Origin of the sequence: Pseudomonas sp. zfem002, assembly GCF_032621685.1 — a bacterium.
GTDB lineage: Bacteria > Pseudomonadota > Gammaproteobacteria > Pseudomonadales > Pseudomonadaceae > Aquipseudomonas > Aquipseudomonas japonica.
Map to the genome: position 1 here is coordinate 150,837 of NZ_JAVYJH010000004.1, position 22,744 is coordinate 173,580.

General features: G+C 65.1%; 19 protein-coding genes. 6 read left to right on the top strand and 13 right to left on the bottom strand.

The features are described 5' to 3' along the window. Window positions 1–9: 9 nt before the first annotated feature. The 10 genes from RTI28_RS08170 to yaaA form a co-directional block, all read right to left on the bottom strand. Window positions 10–1,467 carry an MBOAT family protein gene (locus tag RTI28_RS08170; protein ID WP_316919989.1) on the bottom strand — a complete coding sequence of 486 codons (1,458 nt, stop codon included), beginning with the start codon at window positions 1,465–1,467 and terminating at the stop codon, window positions 10–12. A 248-nt stretch (window positions 1,468–1,715) separates the two neighbouring features. Continuing rightward, window positions 1,716–2,807 carry a mannuronate-specific alginate lyase gene (locus tag RTI28_RS08175; RefSeq protein WP_316919990.1) on the bottom strand — a complete coding sequence of 364 codons (1,092 nt, stop codon included), beginning with the start codon at window positions 2,805–2,807 and terminating at the stop codon, window positions 1,716–1,718. A 7-nt stretch (window positions 2,808–2,814) separates the two neighbouring features. After that, the gene (locus RTI28_RS08180; RefSeq protein WP_316919991.1) at window positions 2,815–4,242 is read right to left on the bottom strand and encodes an alginate O-acetyltransferase; all 1,428 of its coding nucleotides are present in this window, start codon (window positions 4,240–4,242) and stop codon (window positions 2,815–2,817) included. 13 nt (window positions 4,243–4,255) lie between these two features. Next, window positions 4,256–5,818: a mannuronan 5-epimerase AlgG gene (gene algG, locus RTI28_RS08185; RefSeq protein WP_316919992.1), complete on the bottom strand. Its 1,563-nt coding sequence runs from the start codon at window positions 5,816–5,818 to the stop codon at window positions 4,256–4,258. An 18-nt stretch (window positions 5,819–5,836) separates the two neighbouring features. Next, window positions 5,837–7,324, bottom strand: a complete 1,488-nt coding sequence (locus RTI28_RS08190; protein ID WP_316919993.1) for an alginate export family protein — start codon at window positions 7,322–7,324, stop codon at window positions 5,837–5,839. Continuing rightward, entirely contained in the window at window positions 7,321–8,727 is a 1,407-nt protein-coding gene (gene algK / locus RTI28_RS08195) for an alginate biosynthesis TPR repeat lipoprotein AlgK (protein WP_316919994.1), read from the bottom strand. Before algK ends, RTI28_RS08190 begins: the two co-directional genes overlap by 4 nt. A 115-nt stretch (window positions 8,728–8,842) precedes the next feature. Next, window positions 8,843–10,009 (bottom strand): alginate biosynthesis protein Alg44, encoded by a 1,167-nt coding sequence (locus tag RTI28_RS08200; protein WP_316919995.1) that lies wholly within the window; start codon window positions 10,007–10,009, stop codon window positions 8,843–8,845. 37 nt (window positions 10,010–10,046) lie between these two features. Then, window positions 10,047–11,528 (bottom strand): mannuronan synthase, encoded by a 1,482-nt coding sequence (gene alg8 / locus RTI28_RS08205; RefSeq protein ID WP_316919996.1) that lies wholly within the window; start codon window positions 11,526–11,528, stop codon window positions 10,047–10,049. Between the two features lie 70 nt (window positions 11,529–11,598). Beyond that, on the bottom strand, window positions 11,599–12,915 hold the full coding sequence (locus tag RTI28_RS08210) for a nucleotide sugar dehydrogenase (RefSeq protein ID WP_042122925.1): 1,317 nt from the start codon (window positions 12,913–12,915) through the stop codon (window positions 11,599–11,601). An 853-nt stretch (window positions 12,916–13,768) separates the two neighbouring features. Then, window positions 13,769–14,548: a peroxide stress protein YaaA gene (yaaA, locus tag RTI28_RS08215; protein ID WP_316919997.1), complete on the bottom strand. Its 780-nt coding sequence runs from the start codon at window positions 14,546–14,548 to the stop codon at window positions 13,769–13,771. 121 nt (window positions 14,549–14,669) lie between these two features. Between yaaA and RTI28_RS08220 the strand changes: the two genes are divergently transcribed. The 6 genes from RTI28_RS08220 (at window position 14,670) to RTI28_RS08245 (ending at window position 19,767) form a co-directional block, all read left to right on the top strand. Next, window positions 14,670–15,797 (top strand): polysaccharide deacetylase family protein, encoded by a 1,128-nt coding sequence (locus tag RTI28_RS08220; protein WP_316919998.1) that lies wholly within the window; start codon window positions 14,670–14,672, stop codon window positions 15,795–15,797. Between the two features lie 319 nt (window positions 15,798–16,116). After that, window positions 16,117–17,511, top strand: a complete 1,395-nt coding sequence (locus tag RTI28_RS08225) for a PhoH family protein (RefSeq protein WP_316919999.1) — start codon at window positions 16,117–16,119, stop codon at window positions 17,509–17,511. Window positions 17,512–17,610: 99 nt separating this feature from the next. Beyond that, window positions 17,611–18,084, top strand: coding sequence for a cyclic pyranopterin monophosphate synthase MoaC (gene moaC, locus RTI28_RS08230; protein WP_042122928.1), 474 nt, complete (start codon window positions 17,611–17,613; stop codon window positions 18,082–18,084). Beyond that, complete coding sequence (locus RTI28_RS08235) at window positions 18,081–18,326, top strand: MoaD/ThiS family protein (RefSeq protein ID WP_316920000.1); 246 nt, start codon at window positions 18,081–18,083, stop codon at window positions 18,324–18,326. The genes moaC and RTI28_RS08235 overlap by 4 nt, the downstream gene beginning before the upstream one ends. 1 nt (window position 18,327) lies before the next feature. Next, complete coding sequence (moaE, locus tag RTI28_RS08240) at window positions 18,328–18,774, top strand: molybdopterin synthase catalytic subunit MoaE (protein WP_316920001.1); 447 nt, start codon at window positions 18,328–18,330, stop codon at window positions 18,772–18,774. A gap of 213 nt (window positions 18,775–18,987) precedes the next feature. After that, the gene (locus RTI28_RS08245; RefSeq protein ID WP_316920002.1) at window positions 18,988–19,767 is read left to right on the top strand and encodes an ABC transporter substrate-binding protein; all 780 of its coding nucleotides are present in this window, start codon (window positions 18,988–18,990) and stop codon (window positions 19,765–19,767) included. Window positions 19,768–19,929: 162 nt separating this feature from the next. Here the strand turns inward: RTI28_RS08245 and RTI28_RS08250 are convergent, their stop codons facing one another. The 3 genes from RTI28_RS08250 to RTI28_RS08260 all read right to left on the bottom strand — a co-directional run bounded on the left by RTI28_RS08250 (window position 19,930) and on the right by RTI28_RS08260 (window position 22,723). Then, on the bottom strand, window positions 19,930–20,550 hold the full coding sequence (locus RTI28_RS08250) for a transcriptional regulator (protein ID WP_316920003.1): 621 nt from the start codon (window positions 20,548–20,550) through the stop codon (window positions 19,930–19,932). Window positions 20,551–20,626: 76 nt separating this feature from the next. Continuing rightward, a complete protein-coding gene (locus RTI28_RS08255) occupies window positions 20,627–21,757 on the bottom strand; it encodes an FAD-binding oxidoreductase (protein WP_316920004.1) in 1,131 nt (376 codons plus the stop codon). Between the two features lie 15 nt (window positions 21,758–21,772). Next, a complete protein-coding gene (locus tag RTI28_RS08260; protein WP_316920005.1) occupies window positions 21,773–22,723 on the bottom strand; it encodes an ornithine cyclodeaminase family protein in 951 nt (316 codons plus the stop codon). Window positions 22,724–22,744: the final 21 nt, after the last annotated feature.

Sequence of the window (22,744 nt, forward strand, 5' to 3'; positions counted from 1 at the left end):
TCGGCTCGCTCAGAACTGGAAGTAGAGGAAGGGCGAGTAGCTCTGCGCCGAGAGCTTGAGGATCGAGGCGACGAACAGCAGCAGGACCAGCACGCGGGTGGCGTACAGGCTCCAGTCCAGGCCGACGCTGCCGTCGCGGTGGACCAGCGCCGGGCTGGCCTTGGCCGCCGGCCGGGCGTTGCGATGGAAGTCGCGCAGGCCGAACCAGGCCAGGGTGATGTAGGCCAGCACCAGGGTCGCCACCTGCAGGCCGGTGAGGTTGGCGCGGTTGAGTTCCGACAGTTGCCAGTCACCCAGGCTGAACATGGCGGCGTACATGCGTCCGGCGACGTGCAGGTTTTCGGCGCGGAAGATCACCCAGCCGATGACCACCAGAAGGAAGGTGAAGGCCCACTTGATCGGGTTGAAGCGCTGCGGGTTGGTGTCGATGCCCAGGGCCCGCTCGATCGCCAGCCACATGCCGTGCCAGGCGCCCCAGAGGATGTAGGTGAAGTTGGCGCCGTGCCACAGGCCGCCCAGGAGCATGGTCAGGAACAGGTTGCGGTAGGTGGCGAAGGTGCCGCCGCGGTTGCCGCCGAGGGTGATGTACAGGTAGTCGCGCAGCCAGGTCGACAGGCTGATGTGCCAGCGTCGCCAGAACTCGGTGATCGACTGGCTGATGTAGGGCTGTTTGAAGTTCTCCATGAAACGGAAGCCCATCATCAGGCCCAGGCCGATGGCCATGTCGCTGTAGCCGGAGAAGTCGAAGTACAGCTGCGCGGTGTAGGCCAGGGCGCCGAGCCAGGCGTCGCCGGTGCTGGGGTTTTCCAGGGCGAAGCAATGGTCGGCGACTACCGCCAGGGTGTCGGCGATGAACACCTTCTTGATGAAGCCCTGCATGAAGCGCGTGCAGCCTTCGGCGAACTTGTCGATGGTGTGGGTGCGGTGGTTGAACTGGTCGGCCAGGTCCTTGAAGCGCAGCACGGGGCCGGCGATCAGGTGCGGGAAGATCGCGACGAAGGCGGCGAAGTCGATCAGGTTGCGCGTGGCCGGGGTGTCGCCGCGGTACACGTCGATGATGTAGCTGATCGACTCGAAGATGTAGAACGAGATACCGATCGGCAGCAGCACGTGAGTGAGGATGAAGGGTTCAAGACCGAAGGAGGTCATGATCGCGTTGAGGCTGTCGACGCCGAAGTTGGCGTACTTGAAGTAGCCGAGGATGCACAGGTCGACGGCGACGCCGAGCAGCAGCCAGCGCTGGGCCGGCTTGGTACGCACGCCGGCGGCGCCGACCTTCAGGCCGATCCAGTAGTTCCACAGGGTGACCCCGGCGAACAGGGCGAGGAAATCGACCCGCCACCAGGCGTAGAACAGGTAGCTGGCCAGCAGCAACAGCAGGTTGCGATAGCGTTGCCCGCTCAGGTAGTACAGGCCGAGGAAGATCGGCAGAAACAGGAACAGGAACACGTTGGACGAGAAGACCATCCCGGTTCTCCTTGGTGGTCAGCTACGGGGCAACAGCGCCCCCCAAACCCCCCAGCCATCTGGATGGGGGAAACCCATATCTCAATGTTGCTGCGGCCCCTGTAGGAGCTGGCTTGCCTGCGAAAGGACCGCAAAGCGGTCCCGGACTTCACCGCGTTCCCGGACTTCACCGCGTTCCCGGACCTCACCGCGTTCCGGGACCGCTGCGCGGTCCTTTCGCGGGCAAGCCCGCTCCTACAGGGATTGCGTTACCTGCGCTCCGCCTGCGGGTCATAGATCCGCGTCACATCCCCGCCCAGGCGGAAGCTGTTGAACGGCTGCATCCCGTGCCGGCGCTGCTGCACCTCGGCGCTGCACGGGTAGAGGCTGCACCACGGCTCCAGCCAGGCGTACTTGCTGTCGACCTTGAGGTCGGCCATGTCCTGCTTCTCGCCATTGCGGCTCTTGAACGGCGCCGGGTCCTTCGACCCGCTGAGCACCCGGTCCCCCAGGCGCTTGAGCGCGGCATGGTTTTCGTCACGCAGGTCGACGCCGTTGACCTGGGCGAAACTGGCGATCATCGCCAGCGGCGGCAGGGCGTAGTTGTGGTAGGCGAGGGCGCGTTGCTTGCGCTTGAGCTCGTTGGGCAGGTAACCCTGGTCGTCCACCTGGTTGGCGGCGACGCGATATTCCTTCACCGCCCAGTCGAACAGGTCGCGCCGGTCGGTGACCACGGCCGTGGCCATCACCGACCAGGCCGCCCAGTAGCTGTGGTTGTTGATCTTGGCCAGCGGCAGGTCGCTCCAGTCGCGCACGACCTGGTCGGCGAGACGGCCGAACCATTTCTCGATTTCCTCGGCCTGGGCCTGGTGCGCCGCCAGCGGCCGCGCATTGGAGAACTTCAGGCGCAGCCACGAGCCGCTGAGGCTGCCCAGCGCCCATTTGCGCATGGACTTGCCGGTATGGTTGAAGTCCTTCGACAGCAAGGCATCGGCCCGCGCCCAGCGGTCCAGCCAGGTCAGCGCGCAGTCCAGCTGCGCCGGACGGCCGTCGCGCATGTAGCGGGTGACCTGCTGGGCCACGCCGCGCTCCAGGGTGGTGATGCTTTGCGTCGAGTCGCGGAAGGCCTGCTCCGAGTCGTGGTTGAGGGTGGCGCGGGCGGCGTCCGAGCCCTCGTACTTGCTGCGGAACTGCAGGCTGCCGGTGTAGGGCGCCGGGGCGGCTGGGCACTTGAAGTCGCCGTCGCCGCTCTTTGCTTTCTCGATGCCGGCGTAGTACCCCGGCGGTGGTACCAGGGCAGCCATGGCCTGGCCCGAAAGGGCCAGGAGCACCGCGCTGGCGAGCATGCTGAGTCTGTTCATGATGTCCTCACAATCCGGCCTGGGCATTGCCCGAGGCGCCGCGTTTGCACAGGGTGGCCTGGACTTTCTGAGTGCCGCTTTGCGGCCCCTGCAGCTCCACGGCGAGCAGGGTCTGCGCGGCCCAGTCCTCGTCCTCGCGCAACTGGAAGGCGAAGCGGCCGTCGGTGTCGGAGGTGGTCGGCTTCTCGATCTTGATGTCCTCGTGGCGGCCGTTGAGGTACCAGAGGGTGGCCTGCAGGACCTTCACCGAGGTGTCCTCGAAGCGCACGTCGAGCTGGTGGTTGCGGTTGGTCAGGTCCTTGATCACGCCGTTGCGGCCGTTGACCATCAGCTCGTTGGTGCCCGGCTTGAGCGCGGTGCTGGCGCTCATCTGCGCCGGCTTGCCCTCGCAGCCGTTGTCGAGCAGGGCGAGCATCTGCCGCCAGATGGTCTCCTGGTTCAGCGGGTACAGCGGGGAGAATTCCCAGACCAGGATCTTCGGCGGATTGTTCTTGAACTCCTCGCTGCCCAGGTACTGGATCATCGAGCCTTCCAGGCCGCCGCCAGGGAAGGCGACGTTGAGCACGTCGGCACCGATGTACTGTTCGAGGAAGCCGGCGAAGTTGTAGTTCTTGCCGCTGTGGCTGGTGCCGACCAGGGTGATCCGGGCATTGCCGGAGTCGCCGAACAGATCGTCGCCGCCGCTTTCACCCTTCGGCTCGGTGGCGAACTGGTCCATGTACTGCACCGCGTAGCTGGTGCCGCAGAGCTGCCCGGCGACGTTGTGCAGGGTGCCGGTCTTGCCCATGCGCCCGGCCTTCTTCGTCTCGAACTCCTTGCGCGGGATGCCTTCGAAGGCCGGCATGCCGTGCACCGTCTCGGCGACGATCTTCGCCGCGCGCTCGGCGCCATACGGGGTCCAGTGCTGGTCGCCGCGGAAGTAGAAATCCTTGCCCTGGTCGGCGGCGGCCAGCTGTTCGTTGGTCAGCGGCGACAGGTCGGGAACGTTGTAGCCCATGGCGCGGAAGCGCTTGAGCATCGCCTGGTAGTTGCCCAGGGCCTTCTGGTAGTCGAACGCCGCCTTGTCCTCGGGGTTGAGCATGTTGCGGTTCACCAGGCCGCGGGTCGGCTGGTAGACCACCACCAGCTCGATGCCGCGCGCCTTGAACGCATCGTGCAGCTGCTGCAGGCGCTTGTAGCCGGCGGGGGTGGTGTCGAACTCGGTGCGCAGGTCCTCGCGGGTGCGGAACAGCCAGTCGCCCCTGGCCTGGACCAGGGTGGTGAAGTTCTGCTGGTAGCGGGTGGTGTAGCGGCTGGCGTCGTGGGCCTCGGGGCACAGCTGGCAGCACGGCTCGGCGTGGAAGGCCGGGGCCTTGATGTCGTCGGCATTGGCGGTGTTGCCCAGCGCCAGCAGGCTGGCGCTCAGGCCCAGCAGTTTGATCAGGTGTGGAGTCATGGTCCGGGCTTCCTCAGTCGAGCATTTCGGTCTGGCGTTCGACCGGGTCGATCAGTACGGCTTTCTTCTGGCGCACCATCAGGTCGAGGATCTCGTCCTGACGCTCGCCGAGCACGCCGGAAAAACTGATGCCGCTGGCCTTGCTCGGGGCCAGCATCGAGACGCGGTACAGCTCGACGCTCAGCGGCGAGTCGATGGACAGCGGGCCGCTGCCGTTGGCCGCCAGCTCGCCGCCGACCACGATCAGCGAGACCTTGGTGTCGAAGGGGTCGAGGGCGATGTCGCGGTCGGTGTCGGAAAGGTCCTTGATGTGCCCGTAGACACCGACCAGGCCGTTGGCCATGGCGAGGTTTTCGTAGAGGCGGATGTTCACGCTGTTGCGCACGCGAATGCCGTGGCGGCGGTTGCTGATCAGCTTGTTGCCCCAGATCAGGTTGTCGCCGCTCTCGTACAGGGTGATGCCGTCGGTGTGGTTGCGGTAGATCTCGTTCCAGGCGATCAGGTTATTCACGCTGTTGCGGTCGATGACCACGCCGGAGAGCTTGTTGTCATAGCTCTTGTTGTTGATGATCCAGCTGTCGTTGACCTCGCGGGAGATGATGATGCCGTGCTTCTTCTTCGTCCCGTACACGGTGTTGCCGGCGATGATCAGGCGGTGCGAGCGGTCGTGCGGGTCGATGCCGTAGACGATGTTGTCGTGGTAGGTGCTGTCCTTGACCACGAAGTCGCTGGTTTCGTAGCAGTAGAAGCCGTACCACATGTCGCTGAAGGTCGAACCGATGATCCAGCCGGTGGGTTCGCCGCGGCCCATCTGCTTGGCCATGTTCGGTGTGTACTGGGAGATGCTCACGCCGTAGGACTTGCTCTTGGCGTAGCCGAAGCTGGCCATGGTGGTGTTGACGATGTAGGTCTCGGTGCCGCCCCAGGACAGCAGGAACGGACGGAATTCGTCGGCCTTGCGGAAGGTCGCCGGGCCGTTGTCCTGCTCGCGCCAGCCGATCACCCGGGTGTCGCTGACGAACAGCTTGCCGTCGTTGACCAGGAACGCGCCGCCTTCCTGGGACAGGCGCAGTTCCTTGACCTTGCCGTCGATTTCCAGGGTCGCGCCGTGGCCGACCACGATCGGCAGGCGTGCCAGGTACACCCCCGGCGCGACTTCGCGCAGGTAGCGCTCGGGGACTTTCTTCGCAAGCTCCGTGAAGTCGACATGCCCGCCATCGACGAAGATCGCCTGGGGAATGCCATGCTGGCGCACCACCCATTCGGCGCCCTTGTTGTCGCCGCCGATGAACTCCTTGAGGCTGTTCTCCTGCAGCATGCGCCGCAGCGAGACCTTGCCCCTGGTGCGCCGGTCGATCTTTTTCTGCACGGCCTGCGCGGTGTAGCCGGACAGGTCCGGCGGCGTCGGCGGGTCCAGGTGCAGCGGCTCCACCGGCGCGCTGCTGACGGTGTAGGTCTTGGCCTGTTGCAGCCCCTTGGCCATCGGCGCCGCCGGGCCATTGGCCTGGGCGATGCCGGCGGCCAGCAGCAGGGTGCCGGCCAGCAAGGCGTGGAGCCTGTTCGCGTGAAGGTTCATGTCAGTGCTCTCCGCCCATCAGAAGCGCCAGACCACGTCGACGAAGGCGCGGTGCATGTACGAGTCGGCCTCTTTGCCGTAGGCGTCGCCGGGCTTGAACACGCCGCCGCGAAAACGCACCAGCGCCGAGGGTTCGTCGATGGATTTGCTCAGCGCCGCCGGCAGCAGGCCTTGCTTGAAGTACTTGGTGACGACCAGGTCCATTTCCTGGCCGAGGTCTTTCTCACCCTGTACCAGCGGGCGGTTGATGCCGTTGTCGTCGACCACCGCGTTGATCCCGCTGCTGCCGATGTTCTGCTCGCCGTCGACGCGCCAGAACTTGTGGTAGATCAGGCTGGCGTCGTAGTCGTCGCGCAGTTGCCAGGAGGTGAACAGGGTCGCCGCCTGCAGGTTGCCCAGCTCGCCGCGGAAGGCTTCGCCGAAGCGGTGCACGCGCGAGCGGGTGCCGGTGAAGTTGGAGCGGTTGGACTCCAGGCCGGTCTGCTCGTAGTTGTTCGAGCCGTCGCTGCCGCCACCGCCGCTGCCGCGGGCATAGGCGGCGCCCACCTGCCAGTTGGGATCGAGGCGCAGGCGGATGCCGAGGTCGGTGGCCCAGGCGTTGACGTCGCCGCTCTGCTTGCCGCTGGCGACCTGTTCGCCGCCCACCGTGGTGGTGCCGAGGGTGTCGCGGTCACCTGAGAGCCAGGTCACGCTGCCCCAGTAGTTGACGGTGTTCTGGTTGCGCCAGTTGTAGGCGTCGCTGTTGGCTTCCAGGCCCAGCCAGGTGAGGTCGCCGGTGCGGGTCTTGTCCAGGGCGTCGACCGTCTCGCCGGGGTTCTTCAGCTTGCCGTCGTCGTGGCTGTGGTGGGCGCGCAGGCCGACCCAGTGGCCCGGGGTCCACTGTGTGGCGACATCGCCGTAGACGTGCAGGCGGTCCTTGTCCTCGGCGGCCAGTTCGGTGAGGTCGGTGCGGTATTCGCTGAAGCGCTCGGCGACGCCCAGGTTGGCGCGCAGCAGGGTGGTGTCGAAGGTCCAGTTCAGCGCTTCGATATTGGTGTCGCGCCACATGCCGTCGTCGTTGCGCAGGCGCTGGCGGCCGAACCGCAGTTCTTCGCCGGGGTAGGCGGTGAGACCCTTGTAGCCGACCCAGAATTCGCGCATGGCCAGGTAGCTCTTGTCCGCTTCGCGGCTGTCGTCGCTGGCGTTGCTGTCCTGCACTTGGCTGCCGTCGGCGGACTGGCGGCTGGTGTCGGTCTCGATGGTATCGGTCGCCGTCACCGCCTGGCCCATGGCGTAGGCGCTCCAGTCGCCGCGCTCGAAGAACACCCAGGGGCGCAGGTCGAGGCCGAGGCCGTTGACGTCGCCGCCATCGCGGGTGCCGAGGTCGCGGTCGTCCTCGGACTGGCCGGTGACCTTCACTTCCAGGCCGAAGTTCTTTTCAGCGGTTTCGGCGGCCAGGGTCGGGCACGTCCAGAACAGGGCGAAGCCCAGGCCGAGACCGGCTTTCATCCACGGATTGAGCATCATAGGGAAGCGTCCTCACCTTCTTCTTCGGGGCTGTCTTCTTCGGAGCTGTGTACGGCTTGCAGGGCCAGGGCGCCGGGGCCCGGTCCCATGGCGCCACGGGCGGCGCGTTCCTGCTCCAGCAGGCGCTGGGCGCCGGCTTTCTGTGCGGGGCTGAGGCGGGCGTCGAGTTCGCTGGCCAGCGCGGTGGATTGCTCGCTCGGGTTGGCTTGCGCCAGCTGCGCGAAGACCCAGGCGTTGACCGGGTCCTGGCGAATGCCGTGGCCTTCGCTGAACAGCTGGGCGAGGGCGTAGTCGGCGCTGAGCTGGCCACCGCGGGCGGCCTGCAGCAGGTGGTCGACGGCCTTCTGCGGCTCGACGCTGCCGAGGTAGCCGCGCCGGTAGAGCTGGCCCAGGTAGTAATGGGCGCTGATCTCGCCGGCCTGGCCGGCGGCGAGCAGGTGGGTCTCGGCCTTCTGGGCGTCGGCGGGGAGGCTCTTGCCTTCGTAGTACAGGCGGCCCAGCAGCAGTTCGGCGCGTGGCTGTTCGGCGGCGCGGCCTTTTTCGATGTAGCCGAGCAGTTGCTCGCTGTCGCCCAGTTCGGGGAAGTCGTAGAGCAGTTGCGCCAGGCTGACCCAGGAGCCGGGGTTCTGCGGGGCGATCTGCTCCAGCAGGGCCTGGGCGGTTTTCTCGTCGGTCTGGCCCAGGCTGCGGTCGGCGAGTACGCGGGCCACGCTGTCGACCCGGCTGGCCGGGACCTGGCCGCGCTGGTGGGCGCCTTTCAGCTGCTCCAGCAGCGCCGCCTGTTGCTCGGGCTGGGCGCGTTTCTGGTAGACGGTCGCCAGTTCCACGTAGCAGATGTCGGTGCTGTTCAGCGCCGCCTTGCAGATGCGCTCGACCTCGTCCAGGTGCTGGTCGTAGCTGCCCTGGGTGCGGTACAGCAGGACCTGGGCCAGGCCGGCCTCGGCGTGGCCGGCGGCGCGCCATTGGTCGACCTGGCGTTGCGGGTCGACCTTGGGGAAGCTCTGCGGGTGTTGCAGGTAGAGCATCGCCAGGGGGATCAGGGTATTGCCCTCGCCGGCGGCGAAGGCTTGCTTGAGCAGGGCCTCGGCTTCCTGGCGTTCGGCGTCGCTGGCGTCCGGCTTGGCGGCCAGCAGGCGGCCGAGGCGAGCCTGGGCGCGGGACGAGGTTTTCGCCGCTGCGCGATAGGTCGCCTCGGCCTGCTTGAGCCTGGCCGGGTCGCCGGTTTCCATCTGGATATCGGCGAGGCCGACCTGGGCGTCGCTGTAGCCGAGCTCGGCCAGTTGCCGGTAGTTGCGCTCGGCGGTGGCGGTGTCGCCGTTCTTCAGGGCTTCGTTGGCCAGGCGCTGGTCGGGGAGGCCGGCGCAGCCGCTGAGGGCCAGGGCCAGGGTCAGGCCGCAAATCATGTGGGGGCAGGCTTTGCGGCCGCTGGCGCGGCCGTTCGCTGTAGGAGCTGGCTTGCCTGCGAAGGACCGCGACGCGGTCCCCGACGTTTTCGACTGGTTCATGGCCAGGTCTCCCTCAAAGCCCATGCGCCATGGCGCTGTCGATCAGCCAGTCGAACGACGGCCCGCGCTTGGCATTGACGCTGGCCGGACGCCCGGCCATCTCGCTGGGCAGCGCCTCGTCCGGCTTGATCTGCACGCGGATGTCCGAAGACAGGTCCTCGCTGTTCAGGCTGGTGCTGCTGACGATGATGCCGCTGCGCGCTTCGTCGTCGCCGGCGACCTGGAAGTTGACCCGGGTACCTGGCTTGACGTCGTCGAACTGGCGATAACTGAAGCGCGCGTCGACGGTCGGGACATGGCTGCGCGGGATCAGCTGGAAGATCACCGTGCCCTTGGCCGCGTACTGGCCGTCATCCACCAGCTGGCGGGCCACGGTGCAGTCGCAGGGGCTGGTGAGGGTGCCGCTCAGCTGCTTGCCGAACAGTTCCTCGACCTTGGCCGGTTGCAGTTGCTGGTCGTCCAGATGGCCCTTGAGCAGGTCGAGCATGCTGGTGCTGAACGAGGCCAGCGGCGCGCCCTTGACCACCTGGCCGCCGTTCTCCACCAGGGCCTGCACCGTGCCGTCGCGGGGCATGGTGACCTGGGTGGTGGGCACGCTGACCACACCGGCTTCGGCATGGCTGACGAAGTACACGCCGTACACCGATTTGGCGATGAACCCGAACGCCGCCACGCCGACCACGAACACGCCGAGGCTGAAGGTCACCGCACGCAGCCGGCCGAGCGGGCTGAGGCCGCCACCGTCGTGCTTCTGCTTGCGCGCCTTGGTGAAGTTGTCGCGCTGCAGGGTGCTGAGCACGTCGCCGATGCTGATCAGCTCGCCGGACAGGTGCGAGGTGATCAGGTGGCGCAGGGTGGCGATGTCGCGCTGTTCGAGGTTCTGGAACTGCACGCCGGCACGGCCGCTGGCCGGGTTGAAGGAGCGTACCTGGAACTCGATGTCCATCGACAGGCCGAGGTTGTCGACAGTGAACTGCAGGCGCCCGCGCAGCACTTCGCCGATGTTCAGCGGTTGCCTGGCATGGAAGCTGAGGCCGCCGGCGGAGAGGTCCTCGACCTTGGCTTCGAGGGTCTCGCGGTTCGCGCCCAGGTAACGCAGCTTCGCCGGGATTTTCACCCGGGCATGCTGGCGCTGGGTCTCGGATTCATGCACGACATTGACGTTCACGGCGGTATTCATGGTGATGTTTTCCTGTTGGATCCGTAGGGGCTGCGACTCACACGACCACGAACAGCACAGCCACGAAGATGCTGGCCGCCGAGAAGGTCATGGTCCGCGAGGACCAGGTGTTGAACCATTGCTGAAAGCTGGCGAGGTCGCGTTTGAGGGCGGTGGGCTGGCGGGTCCAGGACTGCCGGTCGAGGCGGAAGAACACGTAGATCTTCATCAGTGCGCCGACGATCTGGTTGTAATAGAGGATCAGCGGATAGGCCGGGCCGATCCGGTGTCCGGAGCACAGCAGCATGATGGTCAGGATCAGCCGGGTGATGCCGATCCACAGCAGGTAGGCGAGGATGAACTTGGCGCCGAACTTGAAGCTGGCGATCAGCGCCACGGTCAGGCCGAGCAGGCTGGTCCACATCGACACGCGCTGGTCGAACAGGACGATGCTGGTGAACAGGCCGAGGCGGCGAAGCCCTAAGCCCAGGGCACGGGAGTTCTGCCGCAGGTTGTTGCCGTACCAGCGGTACATGAGTTTGCGGCTGGCCTTGAAGAAGCTCTTTTCCGGCGGGTGCTCGACGGTGTTGATGTCGGCGTCGGGCACGTAGAAGGTGTCGTAGCCCAGGCGCATCAGGCTGAACCAGCTGGACTTGTCGTCGCCGGTGAGGAACTTGAAGCGGCCGAGGCGCCAGTGGTACAGCGAGTCGCTTTCCACGTCGGCGATGAATTCGGGGTTGGTCACCACGGTGGCGCGGAACATCGACATGCGCCCGGTCATGGTCAGCACGCGCTTGGACAGCGCCATGGAGCACATGTTGATGTGGCGCTGGGCGAAGCGCAGCTTGTGCCACTCGCTCATCACGTAGCCGCCGCGTACTTCGCAGAATTCGTTGGTGGTCAGGCCGCCGACATTGCCGAACAGCTTGAACCAGGGCACGGTCTTGCGCACTACGCCTTCACCGAGCACGGTGTCGCCGTCGATCACCGCGACTACGGCGTTGTCGTCCGGCAGGTGGCGGGAGATGGCGCGGAAACCGAAGGCCAGGCCATCGCGCTTGCCGGTCCCGGCGATCCGCACGAAGTCCAGGCTGACCCGCTGCGGCGGGTTGTACTTGGCCCACAGGCTCTTGATCAGCAGCTCGTCGGACATCTCCACCAGTGAGCAGACCACGGTGGTCGGGTAGCCGCAGTCGATCGCCTCGCGGATCACCGAGCTGTAGACCTGGGCGGTGGTCAGGGCGTCGATGCGGAAACTGGTGACCATCAGGTACACGTGCGACGGGTCGGCGGCGGCGCCGAGTTTGCGCACCTTGCGCCGCAGGCGCGGGTAGACCACGTAGAGGAACAGCATGCCGCGCACGAAGTGGGTTGCGCCCATGGAATAGCGCCAGATGCCGACCGCGCCGATGAGGAACAGGAAGTCCTTGGAGTCGGGGTCGAACAGGGTATTGGGCAGGGCCAGGGCGATCAGCATGAGCAGGCTCACGTAGAACAGCCAACCGGCGGCCTGCAGCAGGCCGTGCTTGAGGCTTTGCATGTTCAGCATCCGTATCGGTGACGGGACGTTCGGAAAAGCGCGCGGGACCGCCTGGCCCCGCGCGGTCTGCTTACCAGCAGATGCCTTCGGTACGGCTGGTCGCGCAGGTGGCCTTGCTCATGAAGCCCACCAGGTCGATGACCTGCTTGCCGGCCGGGGCCTGCTGGGCGAGGGCACGGAACTGCTCGTCGCGGTTGCCCAGGACGATGATCTCGGCGTCGTCGATGACCTTCTGGAAATCGGCATTGAGCAAGGACGAGACGTGGGGGATCTTCGACTCGATGTAGTCCTTGTTGGCGCCATGGACCCGGGCGTACTGCACGTTCTGGTCGTAGATGTTCAGCTCGTAGCCCTTGCCGATCAGGCGCTCGGCCAGTTCCACCAGCGGGCTTTCGCGCAGGTCGTCGGTGCCGGCCTTGAAGCTCAGGCCGAGCAGGGCGACCTTGCGCTTGTCGTGGCTTTCGATGATGTCGAAGGCGTTCTGCACCTGGGATTCGTTGCTGCGCATCAGCGAGTCGAGCAGCGGCGCCTTCACGTCGAGGCTGCCGGCGCGGTAGGTGAGGGCGCGCACGTCCTTGGGCAGGCACGAGCCGCCGAACGCGAAGCCCGGGCGCATGTAGTACTGCGACAGGTTCAGGGCCTTGTCCTGGCAGACCACGTCCATCACTTCGCGGCCGTCGACGCCCACTGCCTTGGCGATGTTGCCGATCTCGTTGGCGAAGGTGACCTTGGTCGCGTGCCAGACGTTGCAGGTGTACTTGATCATCTCGGCGACTTCGATGTCCTTGCGGATGATCGGTGCGTCGAGTTCTTCGTAGAGGGCCTGGAGCACGTCGCCGCTGGCGCGGTCCAGTTCACCGATGACGGTCATCGGCGGCTGGTCGTAGTCCTTGATCGCGGTGCTTTCGCGCAGGAACTCGGGGTTCACCGCGACGCCGAAGTCGACCCCGGCCTTTTTCCCGGAGCAGTCCTCGAGGATCGGGATCACCACGTTCTTCACCGTGCCCGGCAGTACGGTGCTGCGTACCACGATGGTGTGGCGGCTGGCTTTCTCGCGCAGGACGAAGCCGATTTCGCGGCACACCGACTCGATGTATTCGAGGCCGAGGTCGCCGTTCTTCTTGCTCGGGGTGCCGACGCAGATCATCGACAGGTCGCTGTCGCGGATGGCCTGGGAAAAGTCGGTGGTGCCACGCAGGCGGCCGTTGGCGATGCCCTGTTGCAGCAGGGTTTCCAGACCGGGCTCGACGATCGGCGACTTGCCCTGATTGATCAGATCGATCTTGGTCGCGGACACATCCACGCCGATGACCTCATGGCCGCGGGCGGACAGGCAACCGGCACAGACCGCACCCACATAACCCAAACCAAAGATGCTGATACGCATCGCATTCACCTCATGTAGTTAGCTACGCCGATTCCCTTCAAAGAACCGGACCGGGTTGAATTACCAGCCGTTTTCCAGGCGCACGACGCCGCTCCGTTAGTTCGCGGTGTCGAACGCAGGCATAAGTAAGTTGTGAGCGCTAAAACAGGTGCACTCGAATAAGGCAGGCAAAAGCCATAAAACGGGGCATGCCCCAAACGTCGGCCGTCTTTATTGCAGTACCCATCTTTCGATACTGCAGTGCTTGTTTTTTCAAGTGGATAAAATCCTTTGAAATCAACCACTAGGACGAATTTTTAGGGCGTCTTCTCCTGAGCCTGAGCGGCGCGCCGGAGGGGTTCCGGGCGGGGCTCGCCGAAGGTCCGTACAACTTCCAATGGGGACGATTTGTTATGTAAGTCATTTCTCACATGGAGCGTGAAAATCGTTACCGGTGGTATGAGCGGATGAACCGGGGAGAAGTTCCGGGGGGGCAAAGTGCTGGTGAAAGATTTTTTAATATTTTTTCTGATTGCAGTACTTTCAATCTGATAGCACGCGGGAGTTTCACCCCTATATATAAAGGGCGAAATTGAGGTGGGATGTTTTTGTGCCAGTACCCGAAAAAATTTCAGGATTTTTCGTCAAAAAACTACGAGCGGTCTTATGGCGTTTTGCGATAACGGCGTGGCGCTGGTTTTATGGCGCTGGATTTTTGGCGAAATCAGGGTTTATGGCTGACCTGTAGGAGCGTGGCTTGCCCGCGAAAGGACCGCATGGCGGTCCCCGATAGCACTGAGATCCGGGACCGCCATGCGGTCCTTTCGCGGGCAAGCCACGCTCCTACAGGTCCAAGCCAGCTCAGTTGCGGCGATCAGTCGTTCGGGTGATCGCGCAGGAACACCAGGTTATCCACCTTCGACAGCTCGGCACTGTAGTAGTAGCCCTGCACGTCGAACTGCTTGAGCTTCTCCGGGTCCTCGATCCGCTCCTGGATCACGAAGCGGCTCATCAGGCCGCGGGCCTTCTTGGCGTAGAAGCTGATGATCTTGTACTGGCCGTTCTTCTGGTCGCGAAACTCGGTGTTGATCACCCGAGCCTTCAGGGCGCTGCGTTTCACCGCGCTGAAGTATTCGTTGCTGGCCAGGTTGAGCAGCAGGTCGTCGCCCTGGTCGGCCAGGGCCTGGTTCAGCCATTCGCTGATCCGTGTGCCCCAGAACGCATACAGGTCCTTGCCCCGGGCGTTGGCCAGTTTGGTGCCCATTTCCAGGCGATAGGGCTGCATCAGGTCCAGCGGGCGCAACAGTCCATACAGGCCGGAGAGCATGCGCAGATGCGCCTGGGCATAGCTGAAGTCGTCTTCGCTCAGGCTTTCGGCATCCAGCCCGGTGTACACATCGCCCTTGAAGGCCAGCAGCGCCTGCTTGGCGTTGGCCGGGGTGAACTGCGGGGTCCAGCTGCCGAAGCGCGCGGCGTTGAGGCCGGCGAGCTTGTCGGAGAGGTGCATCAGTTCGCTGATCTGCGCCGGCGACAGCTCGCGCAGTTGCAGGATCAGTTCCTGGGAGTCGTCCAGGTATTGCGGCAGGGTGTGCCGTGCGGTCACCGGCGGGGTGTCGTAATCGAGGGTCTTGGCGGGGGAAATCACCGTCAGCATGGGGTCGGCTCCTTGAATCGTCGGGCGATTCTACGGGGCAGGGCGGATGTTCTCCAGCTATCGCGGCGATAGGCGGACGCGCTGCTATAGTGCCCGGCGGATCAACCGAAGAGTCTTCACCGTGCGCCTAGCCCTCGTTGTCCTGACCGCCTTGCTCGCCTTCGGCGCCCAGGCCGCCCCGCAGCCGATCGCCATTGTCGAGCGCAGCCACTGGCCGGAAACCCTCGACACCCCGGTACTGTTCGATGTCGCCTCGCGGGCCGAGATTCTCTCCTTCGCCCGTGTGCTGAGCGAAACCGAATCCCTCGACGACGCGACCCTGACCGCGCGCCTGCAACTGCGCCAGGCCAACCTGCCGCAGCTGCGCGAACTGCGCGAGCGCCTCTGGGGCATGCTCTGGCGCAACTACGACATGGCCCAGCAGAGCTGCGAGCAGGATGCATCGTTCTGCTACGCCGTCGACAACCTCGGCGACCTGCGCCGCACCGCCGCCAGCTTCGCCGTCGAGGCCGGTTCCTTCTATGCCGGCTGGGCCGAGCCGAGCCGGCAGTTCCATATCGCCTACCTCAACGAACTGCTGCGCAAGGCCGCGCTGTTTCCCCAGACCGCCAGCGAAGTGGCGTTCTTCTCGGCGCAGGAGGTCACCGGCGACCGTCTCAACGACCGCCTGTTCCTGCTCAGCTTCGACGGTGGGCCGAGCGTGGTCCCCGGCACGACCGAGGCCCTGGCCGCGTTCCTGCGCAAACAGCAGTTGCAGGGGCTGTTCTTCGTCCTCGGGCAGAACCTGCAGAGCCGTCGCGACAAGCAATCGCTGCAGGACCTGCGCGATATCTACCGCGGCCAGTGCGTCGGTACCCAGGGCTGGCAGTACCGCTCCCATGCGCAGTGGCAGGACTGGGAGGATTCGGTGATACGCGGTGCGGCGCGGGCGCAGAGCGATCTGCCGGAGCAGTACGTGCCGCTGTTCCGCCCACCCTACGGCCAGCGCCGCGCCGACAGCCCGGCCTTCTTCGCCAGCCAGAACCTGCGCGTCACCCTGTGGGACATCGACGCCCAGGACCTCAGCCCGCTCACCGCCGAACAGTCGGCGCAGCGCACCCTGACCCTGATGCTGCTGTGGCGCCGCGGCCTGATCCAGCTGCATGACAGCCAGCCGAAGGCGCAGCAGGTGGTGACCTGGTTGCTGAGCAATACGGCGCAGAGTGGGATTGGTTGGGAAAGTTGCAAGGACTTTGCCGAACGGCAATGAGAAAGGCGTTGGCGCGCCCGGAGGGAAAGGTTTCAACGAGGTCCAATCATGACTGTAGTCGTGCTTTTCCCACGCGCCAAGGGCTATTCGTCAAACCGAAAAATAAACTTCACTTACATGCAAAAACGCTTTTTCCGGTAATCGTTTTTGCGGTATGTAAGAGTCAGACAGCCGAATCCTGCAGCCAGGTGGCGTCTTTCGGACACTCCTTAGTGCAGGTGCGCTTCCCGCCCGTAACGACGCGGATACGGGAAGAACGGCGGTCACTCTGCGATGCGGCAGTAGCGCATCGTGTAGCTCCCACATAAGGTGACCGAGTATGGATGACCAAGGACGCACTTCTTCCTCCAACCAGCCAATCCTGTATGTGTTGGACACCAACGTCCTGATTCACGACCCCAACGCCTTGCTCAACTTCGAAGAACACCACGTCGCCATTCCGATGACGGTGCTGGAGGAACTCGACAAGCTCAAGACCGGTAAACACACCGTCGCCGCCGAATGTCGCCAGGCGATCCGCCTGATCGACCAGACCCTGGGCGATGCGACGCCGTCCGATGTCGAACTGGGTGTGCCGATCCAGCGCGGCAAGAGCGGTCCGAAGGGCTCCCTGTCGATCCTGATGACCGCGCGTACCGAGCCCAATCGCCTGCTGCCGGAGCACCTCAACGACAACATCATCATCAACCAGGTCCTGGACTTGCGCGCCAAGCACAAGGACCGCGACGTGGTGCTGGTGACCAAAGACATCAACATGCGCCTCAAGGCCCGCGCTTGTGGGATCGCGGCAGAGGACTACAGCACCGACCAGTTGGTTGACGACGTCAGCTTGCTGTCCAAGGGCTATCACTCGGTCACCGGTTCGTTCTGGGACCGCGTCGCGAAGGTCGAGACTCGTCAGGAGCGCGGTCGCACCTGGCATCGGGTACAACTGATCGACAACCTGCCGGCAGTGCATGTCAACGAGTTCATCATCGATGAGCAGGGGTTCGTCGGCTGGATCAAGGGCATCAAGGACAGCGAACTGCTGCTGCTCGACCTGCACCAGGAGCCGCTGCTGCACCAGGAAGCCTGGGGCCTGAAACCGCGGGACATTCATCAGGGTCTGGCGCTGTTCGCCTTGCTCGACCCGGACATTCACCTGGTCAACCTGACCGGCGCCGCCGGTTCCGGCAAGACCATCCTGGCCCTGGCCGCGGCCATCGAGCAGACCATGGTCAGCAAGCGTTACCGGCGCATCATCGCCACCCGCAGCGTGCAGGGCCTGGACCAGGAGATCGGCTTCCTGCCCGGCACCGAGGCGGAAAAGATGGAGCCCTGGCTCGGCGCCATCACCGACAACCTCGAAGCCCTGCACATGGACGACGAGAGTACCCACGGCAGTGTCGAATACATTCTCGAAAGGGTGCCGCTGCAGTTCAAATCGCTGAACTACATCCGCGGGCGCAGCTTCCAGCAGAGCCTGATCCTGATCGACGAATGCCAGAACCTCACCCCGCACCAGATGAAAACCATCATCACCCGTGCCGGCGCCGGTTCGAAGGTGATCTGCCTGGGCAACCTGGCGCAGATCGACACCCCGTACCTGTCGGCCACCAGCTCCGGCCTGACCTACCTCACCGAGCGCTTCAAGGACTTCCCCAACGGCGTGCACATCACCCTGCAGGGGGTACCACGGTCGATTCTCGCCGAATACGCGGAATCCCATCTGTAGACCCGTCCGCCGGACGGCCCCGTGCCGTCCGGCTTTTTTTCGCTGCCAGATCCTGACCCGCGGGTTTACAATCAGCGCCCCCGATCAGGAGTTTCCGCTGTGCTGACTCATCTCGATTCCCAAGGTCGCGCCGCCATGGTCGACGTGACCGACAAGGCCGTGACCCACCGCGAAGCCGTGGCCGAAGCGCGGGTGCGCATGCTGCCGCAGACCCTGCGCATGATCGTCGACGGCGCCCATCCCAAGGGTGACGTGTTCGCCGTGGCGCGCATCGCCGGTATCCAGGCGGCGAAGAAGACCAGTGACCTGATACCGCTGTGCCATCCGCTGATGCTGACCAGCGTCAAGGTCGAGCTGAGTGCCGAGGGTGACGACTGCGTGCATATCGTCGCGCGCTGCAAGCTGGCCGGGCAGACCGGGGTGGAAATGGAGGCGCTGACCGCCGCCAGCGTCGCCGCGCTGACCATCTACGACATGTGCAAGGCGGTGGACCGCGGCATGACCATCGAGAACGTGCGTCTGCTGGAGAAGCTCGGCGGCAAGAGCGGTCACTACCAGGCGGAGGCGCAATGAAGATCAAGGTGGTCTATTTCGCTCGCTACCGCGAGCTGCTGGGCCGCGATGGCGAGACCCTCGACGGTGCTTTCGGCCGTATCGAGGATGTGCGCCAGGCCTTGCTCGGCAAGGGCGAGGCCTATGCCGTGCTGGCCGAGCAGAACCTGATGTGCGCGCGCAACCAGGACCTGTGCAAGCCCGACGAAGCCCTGGAGGACGGCGACGAAGTGGCCTTCTTCCCGCCGGTCACCGGAGGTTGAGATGAGCGTTCGGGTCCAGAACGCGCCCTTCGATCCGGGGGCGGAAACCAGTGCCATGCATGCCGCCAACGTCGGTGTCGGCGCCGTGGTGGCATTTGTCGGCTATGTGCGTGATTTCAACGATGGCCTCGAGGTGGCGGGGATGTTCCTCGAACACTATCCGGGGATGACCGAAAAGGCCCTGGGCAAGATCGTCGTCGAGGCCGAGCAGCGCTGGCCGTTGCTCAAGGTCGAGGTGCTGCATCGCATCGGCGCCCTCGACCCGGGCGAGCCGATCGTCTTCGTCGGCGTCGCCAGCGCCCACCGCCAGGCGGCATTCGACGCCTGCAACTTCATCATGGATTACCTCAAGACCCGCGCTCCGTTCTGGAAGAAGGAACAGACCAGCGAAGGCGAGCGCTGGGTGGACGGGAAGCAGAGCGATTCGGACGCTGCCGATCGCTGGTAGATCCTTTTTCCCTGTTGGTCTTCAAGGGCGTCATCGCTGCGGTTCGGAGCGCCGAACCGCAGCGATGACGCCCGTTCGGTCTCCGCTCATCTCCGTCTGTTGTAATTTCATACAATAGAGTCCAGTATGGACTTACAAGTACAAATACAGGCAATGCCCCCCTTTCCTCTGCTTTGTCACCACCCCAACAACAACGAGCGAGAGAGACCCAACATGAAGACCTCCCACCTGATCGCCGGTCTGGCCTTTGGCCTGTTCGCCAGCAGCCCGCTGTTCGCGGCCGACAAGCCCCTGCGCATCGGCATCGAGGCCGCCTATCCGCCGTTCGCCTACAAGACCCCGGAAGGCAAGATCGCCGGTTTCGACTACGACATCGGCAATGCCCTGTGCGCCGAAATGAAGGTCGAATGCCAGTGGACCGAGCAGGAGTACGACGGTCTGATCCCGTCGCTGAAGGTGAAGAAGATCGACGCCGCGCTGTCCTCGATCACCATTACCGAGGATCGCAAGAAGAACGTGGACTTCACCCACAAGTACTACTTCACCTCCGCGCGCCTGGCGATGAAGGAAGGCAGTCAGGTCGACGACCAGTATGAAGCGCTGAAGGGCAAGCGCATCGGCGTGCAGCGGGCCACCACCACCGACCGTTACGTCGAGGCGGTGCTGGTGCCGAAAGGTGTGACTGCCGTGCGCTACAGCACCAACGAAGAGATCTTCATGGACCTGGTCGCTGGACGCCTGGACGGCGTGTTCGCCGATACCATCCCGCTGCAGCTGGGCTTCCTCGACACGCCGAAGGGTGAGGGCTTCGCCTTCGTCGGCCCGGAGCTGAAGGATCCGAAGTTCGTCGGTGAAGGTGCCGGCATCGCCGTGCGCAAGGGCAACACCGAGCTGGTCAACAAGCTCAACGCCGCCATCGACGCGATCCGCGCCAATGGCGAGTACCAGAAGATCCAGGCCAAGTACTTCAAGAACGATATCTACGGCGACTGATCTGCCGCGGTTTTTGTAGGAGCCGGCTTGTCGTGTGACGAACCACTGCGAAGGACCGCATAGCGGTCCCCGACAGCGGTGAGGTCTGGGACCGCTATGCGGTCCTTCGCAGGCAAGCCAGCTCCTACACAGACGGCGCGACAGCGCCGTCCCCAAAAGCCATCAGGCTTTCAGTTCCTTCAGGTGCTTGTACACCGTCGCCCGCCCCATGTTCAGCACATTGGCCACGTAGTTGGCCGCACTCTTGCCACGGAACGCGCCCTCGGCGTGCAGGGCCAGGACCAGCTCGCGCTTGTGGTCGCGGTTGAGCAGGTTGAGGCTGAGCTGGCGCTGGCGCAGCCAGCTGTTGAGGAAGGTGTTGATGCGCTCCTGCCAGTCGTCGCGGAACAGCGCGTCCGGCTGCGGAATCAGCTTGCTCGGCGAGAGGAACAGGTCCAGCGCCGCCTTGGCGTTCTCGAACAGGGAAATGTTCAGGTTGATGCACAGCACCGCCAGCGGCTGGCCTTGCGGGTCGCGCAGCACCGTGCTCAGCGAACGGATCTTCTGCCCGTCCCAGTTGAGCTTTTCGTAGGGGCCGATATTGGTCTCGTCGCTACCTTCCTCGAACATGTCCTCCAGCGCTGCGTCGTCGCCGATCTCGCGCTTGGACAGGTTGTTGGCGATGTAGTCGATCTTCTGCGTGCGCAGGTCGTGCAGCACCACTTCGGCGTGGGGGAAGAACAGCGTGGCGATGGCGTCGGCGATCGCCCGGTAGTTCTGCAGGAAAGGATCGGTGGTGGACATTCGGGCGGGCTCCGCGAAGGGGGTCAGCGCCCTTGGAGCAAGGGCGCTGGGAGTGTGCCGCAAACGCGCGGGGGCGTCATCCATCCAGGCGTGCGGGCGACAGTTGCGCGGCGCTCAGGCCGAAGGCGGCGAGGCTTTCCGGCAACGGCTCGCCGCGCACCAGCGCAGCACTGGCCTGGCCCATCGCCGGCGAGGTCTGGATACCGTAGCCGCCTTGCGCCGCGACCCAGAACAGACCGTCGACACGCGGATCGAAACCGGCCACCAGATCGCCGTCGGCGACGAAGCTGCGCAGCCCGGCCCAGGTCCGGAACGGCCGGCGGATGCTCAGGGTGGTGGCTTCCTCGATCAGGTAGATGCCGGTGGCGATATCCAGCTCTTCCGGTTGCACGTCGTGGGGTTCGACCGGGTCGGCATTGCACGGCGAGCCGAGGAGCATGCCGGCATCCGGCTTCATGTAGAACGACTCGTCGAGGCTGACCAGCATCGGCCAGCCATGGCTGTCGATGTCCGCCGGCGCTTCGAAGATGAATGCCGCGCGGCGCTTGGGCTGCAGGCCCAGCGCCTTGGCGCCGGCCAACTGGCCGATCTGGTCGGCCCAGGCGCCGGCGGCGTTGATCAGCACCGGCGCGCGGAACGGGCCGCGGGTGGTCTGCACCAGCCACTGGCCTTCGCCATCCCGCTGCAGGGCGAGCACTTCGCAGTCGCCGTGGATCTCGCCCTGCTGACGGCGAATGCCGCGCAGATAACCCTGGTGCAGGGCGTCGGTGTCGATGTCGCTGGCGCTGGGGTCGTACAGCGCGCCGTGGACTTTTTCCCGGCGCAGCACCGGCAGGCGCGCACAGGCTTCGTCGGCGCTGAGCAGTTGCATGTCCGGTACGCAGGCACGGGCGCTGTCGAACTGGCGCTGGAGTTCCTCGGCGTTGCCGTCGAAGTCCACGGTCATTTCGCCGCGAGGCATCAGCAGCGGATGCTCGGCGAAGCCGGCCGGCGGCTGGTCGAAAAAGGCGCGGCTGGCCAGGGTCAGGGCGCGTACCTGGGGCGTGCCGTAGGCGGCGGTGTACAGCGCCGCGGAGCGGCCGGTGGAGTGGTAGCCCGGCAGGGTTTCCCGTTCCAGCAGCAGCACCTTGCCGTGGTTGGCCAGCCAGTAGCCGGTGGAGGCGCCGGCGATGCCGGCACCGATGATGAGGTAGTCAGCCTGGTGCATGGCGCTCTCCACGGCTCAGTGGCCGCGCTGCAGGTGATACAGGGCGTTGGCCAGGGCGATGTCTTCCAGGCCCAGGCCGATGGAGCGGAAGAACGCATGGCGCTGGTAGTCCGGACGCGCTGCCTGGCCGCTGACCAGTTCCGGCAGGTCGCCGCGGATGGCTTCCGGGTCCCAGCCGTGCTGTTCGGCGGCGAGGCGCATTTCTCCGGCGCTGCCGGGGGTGGTCTGGCGGTAGTCGCAGTAGACATCCATGGCCGCCAGGCTGGCCGGTGGCACTTCGTGGGCGCGTACGGCGTTGGTGCTGATCGAGGTGATCAGCGCCGGCTTGCTCAAGCGGGCCGGATCGATGACCGGACGGGCCGAGGAGGTGCACAGCAGGATGACATCGGCGTCGACCAGCGCGGCGTCGGCATCGTCGTGCAGGCTCAGGCGTGGATCGCTGGAGGCCAGGGCATCGCGTTCGCTGGCGCTGAGGTCCTTCAGGCTCGGGGCGTAGAGACGAATGTCCTGCCATGGGCGCAGCTCACGCGCGTAGTGCAGGTGCGCGCGGGCGACCGGACCGCCACCGATGATGGTCAGGCGCCGGGCGCTGTCGGGGGCCAGGGCGTCCACGGCTACGGCGGTGGCCGCGGCGGTGCGGGCGATGGTCAGTTCACCGGCATCGCAGAGCAGCAGCGGCTGGCCGCTGTCCATCGACATCAGCAGGGTCCAGGCGGTCACCAGCGGGCCCTGTTCGCGAACGATATAGGGCGAGGTCTTGACCCCGTAGACGCGGTCCTCGGCGAGCACGCCGCCGTAGTTGATGAAGTCGCCCTGGCCGGCCGGGAATTCCACCAGTTGCTGCGCGGGCTGTACCGCCTGGCCGGCGGCGAGGTCGCGGAACAGGTCGCGCATCACCCGGGGAACATCCACCTGGGCGAGCAGTTGACGGGCTTGCTGCTGATCGAGAACGAGGGGGGCGGCCATCGGGGTGCTCCGGGGTTGGGT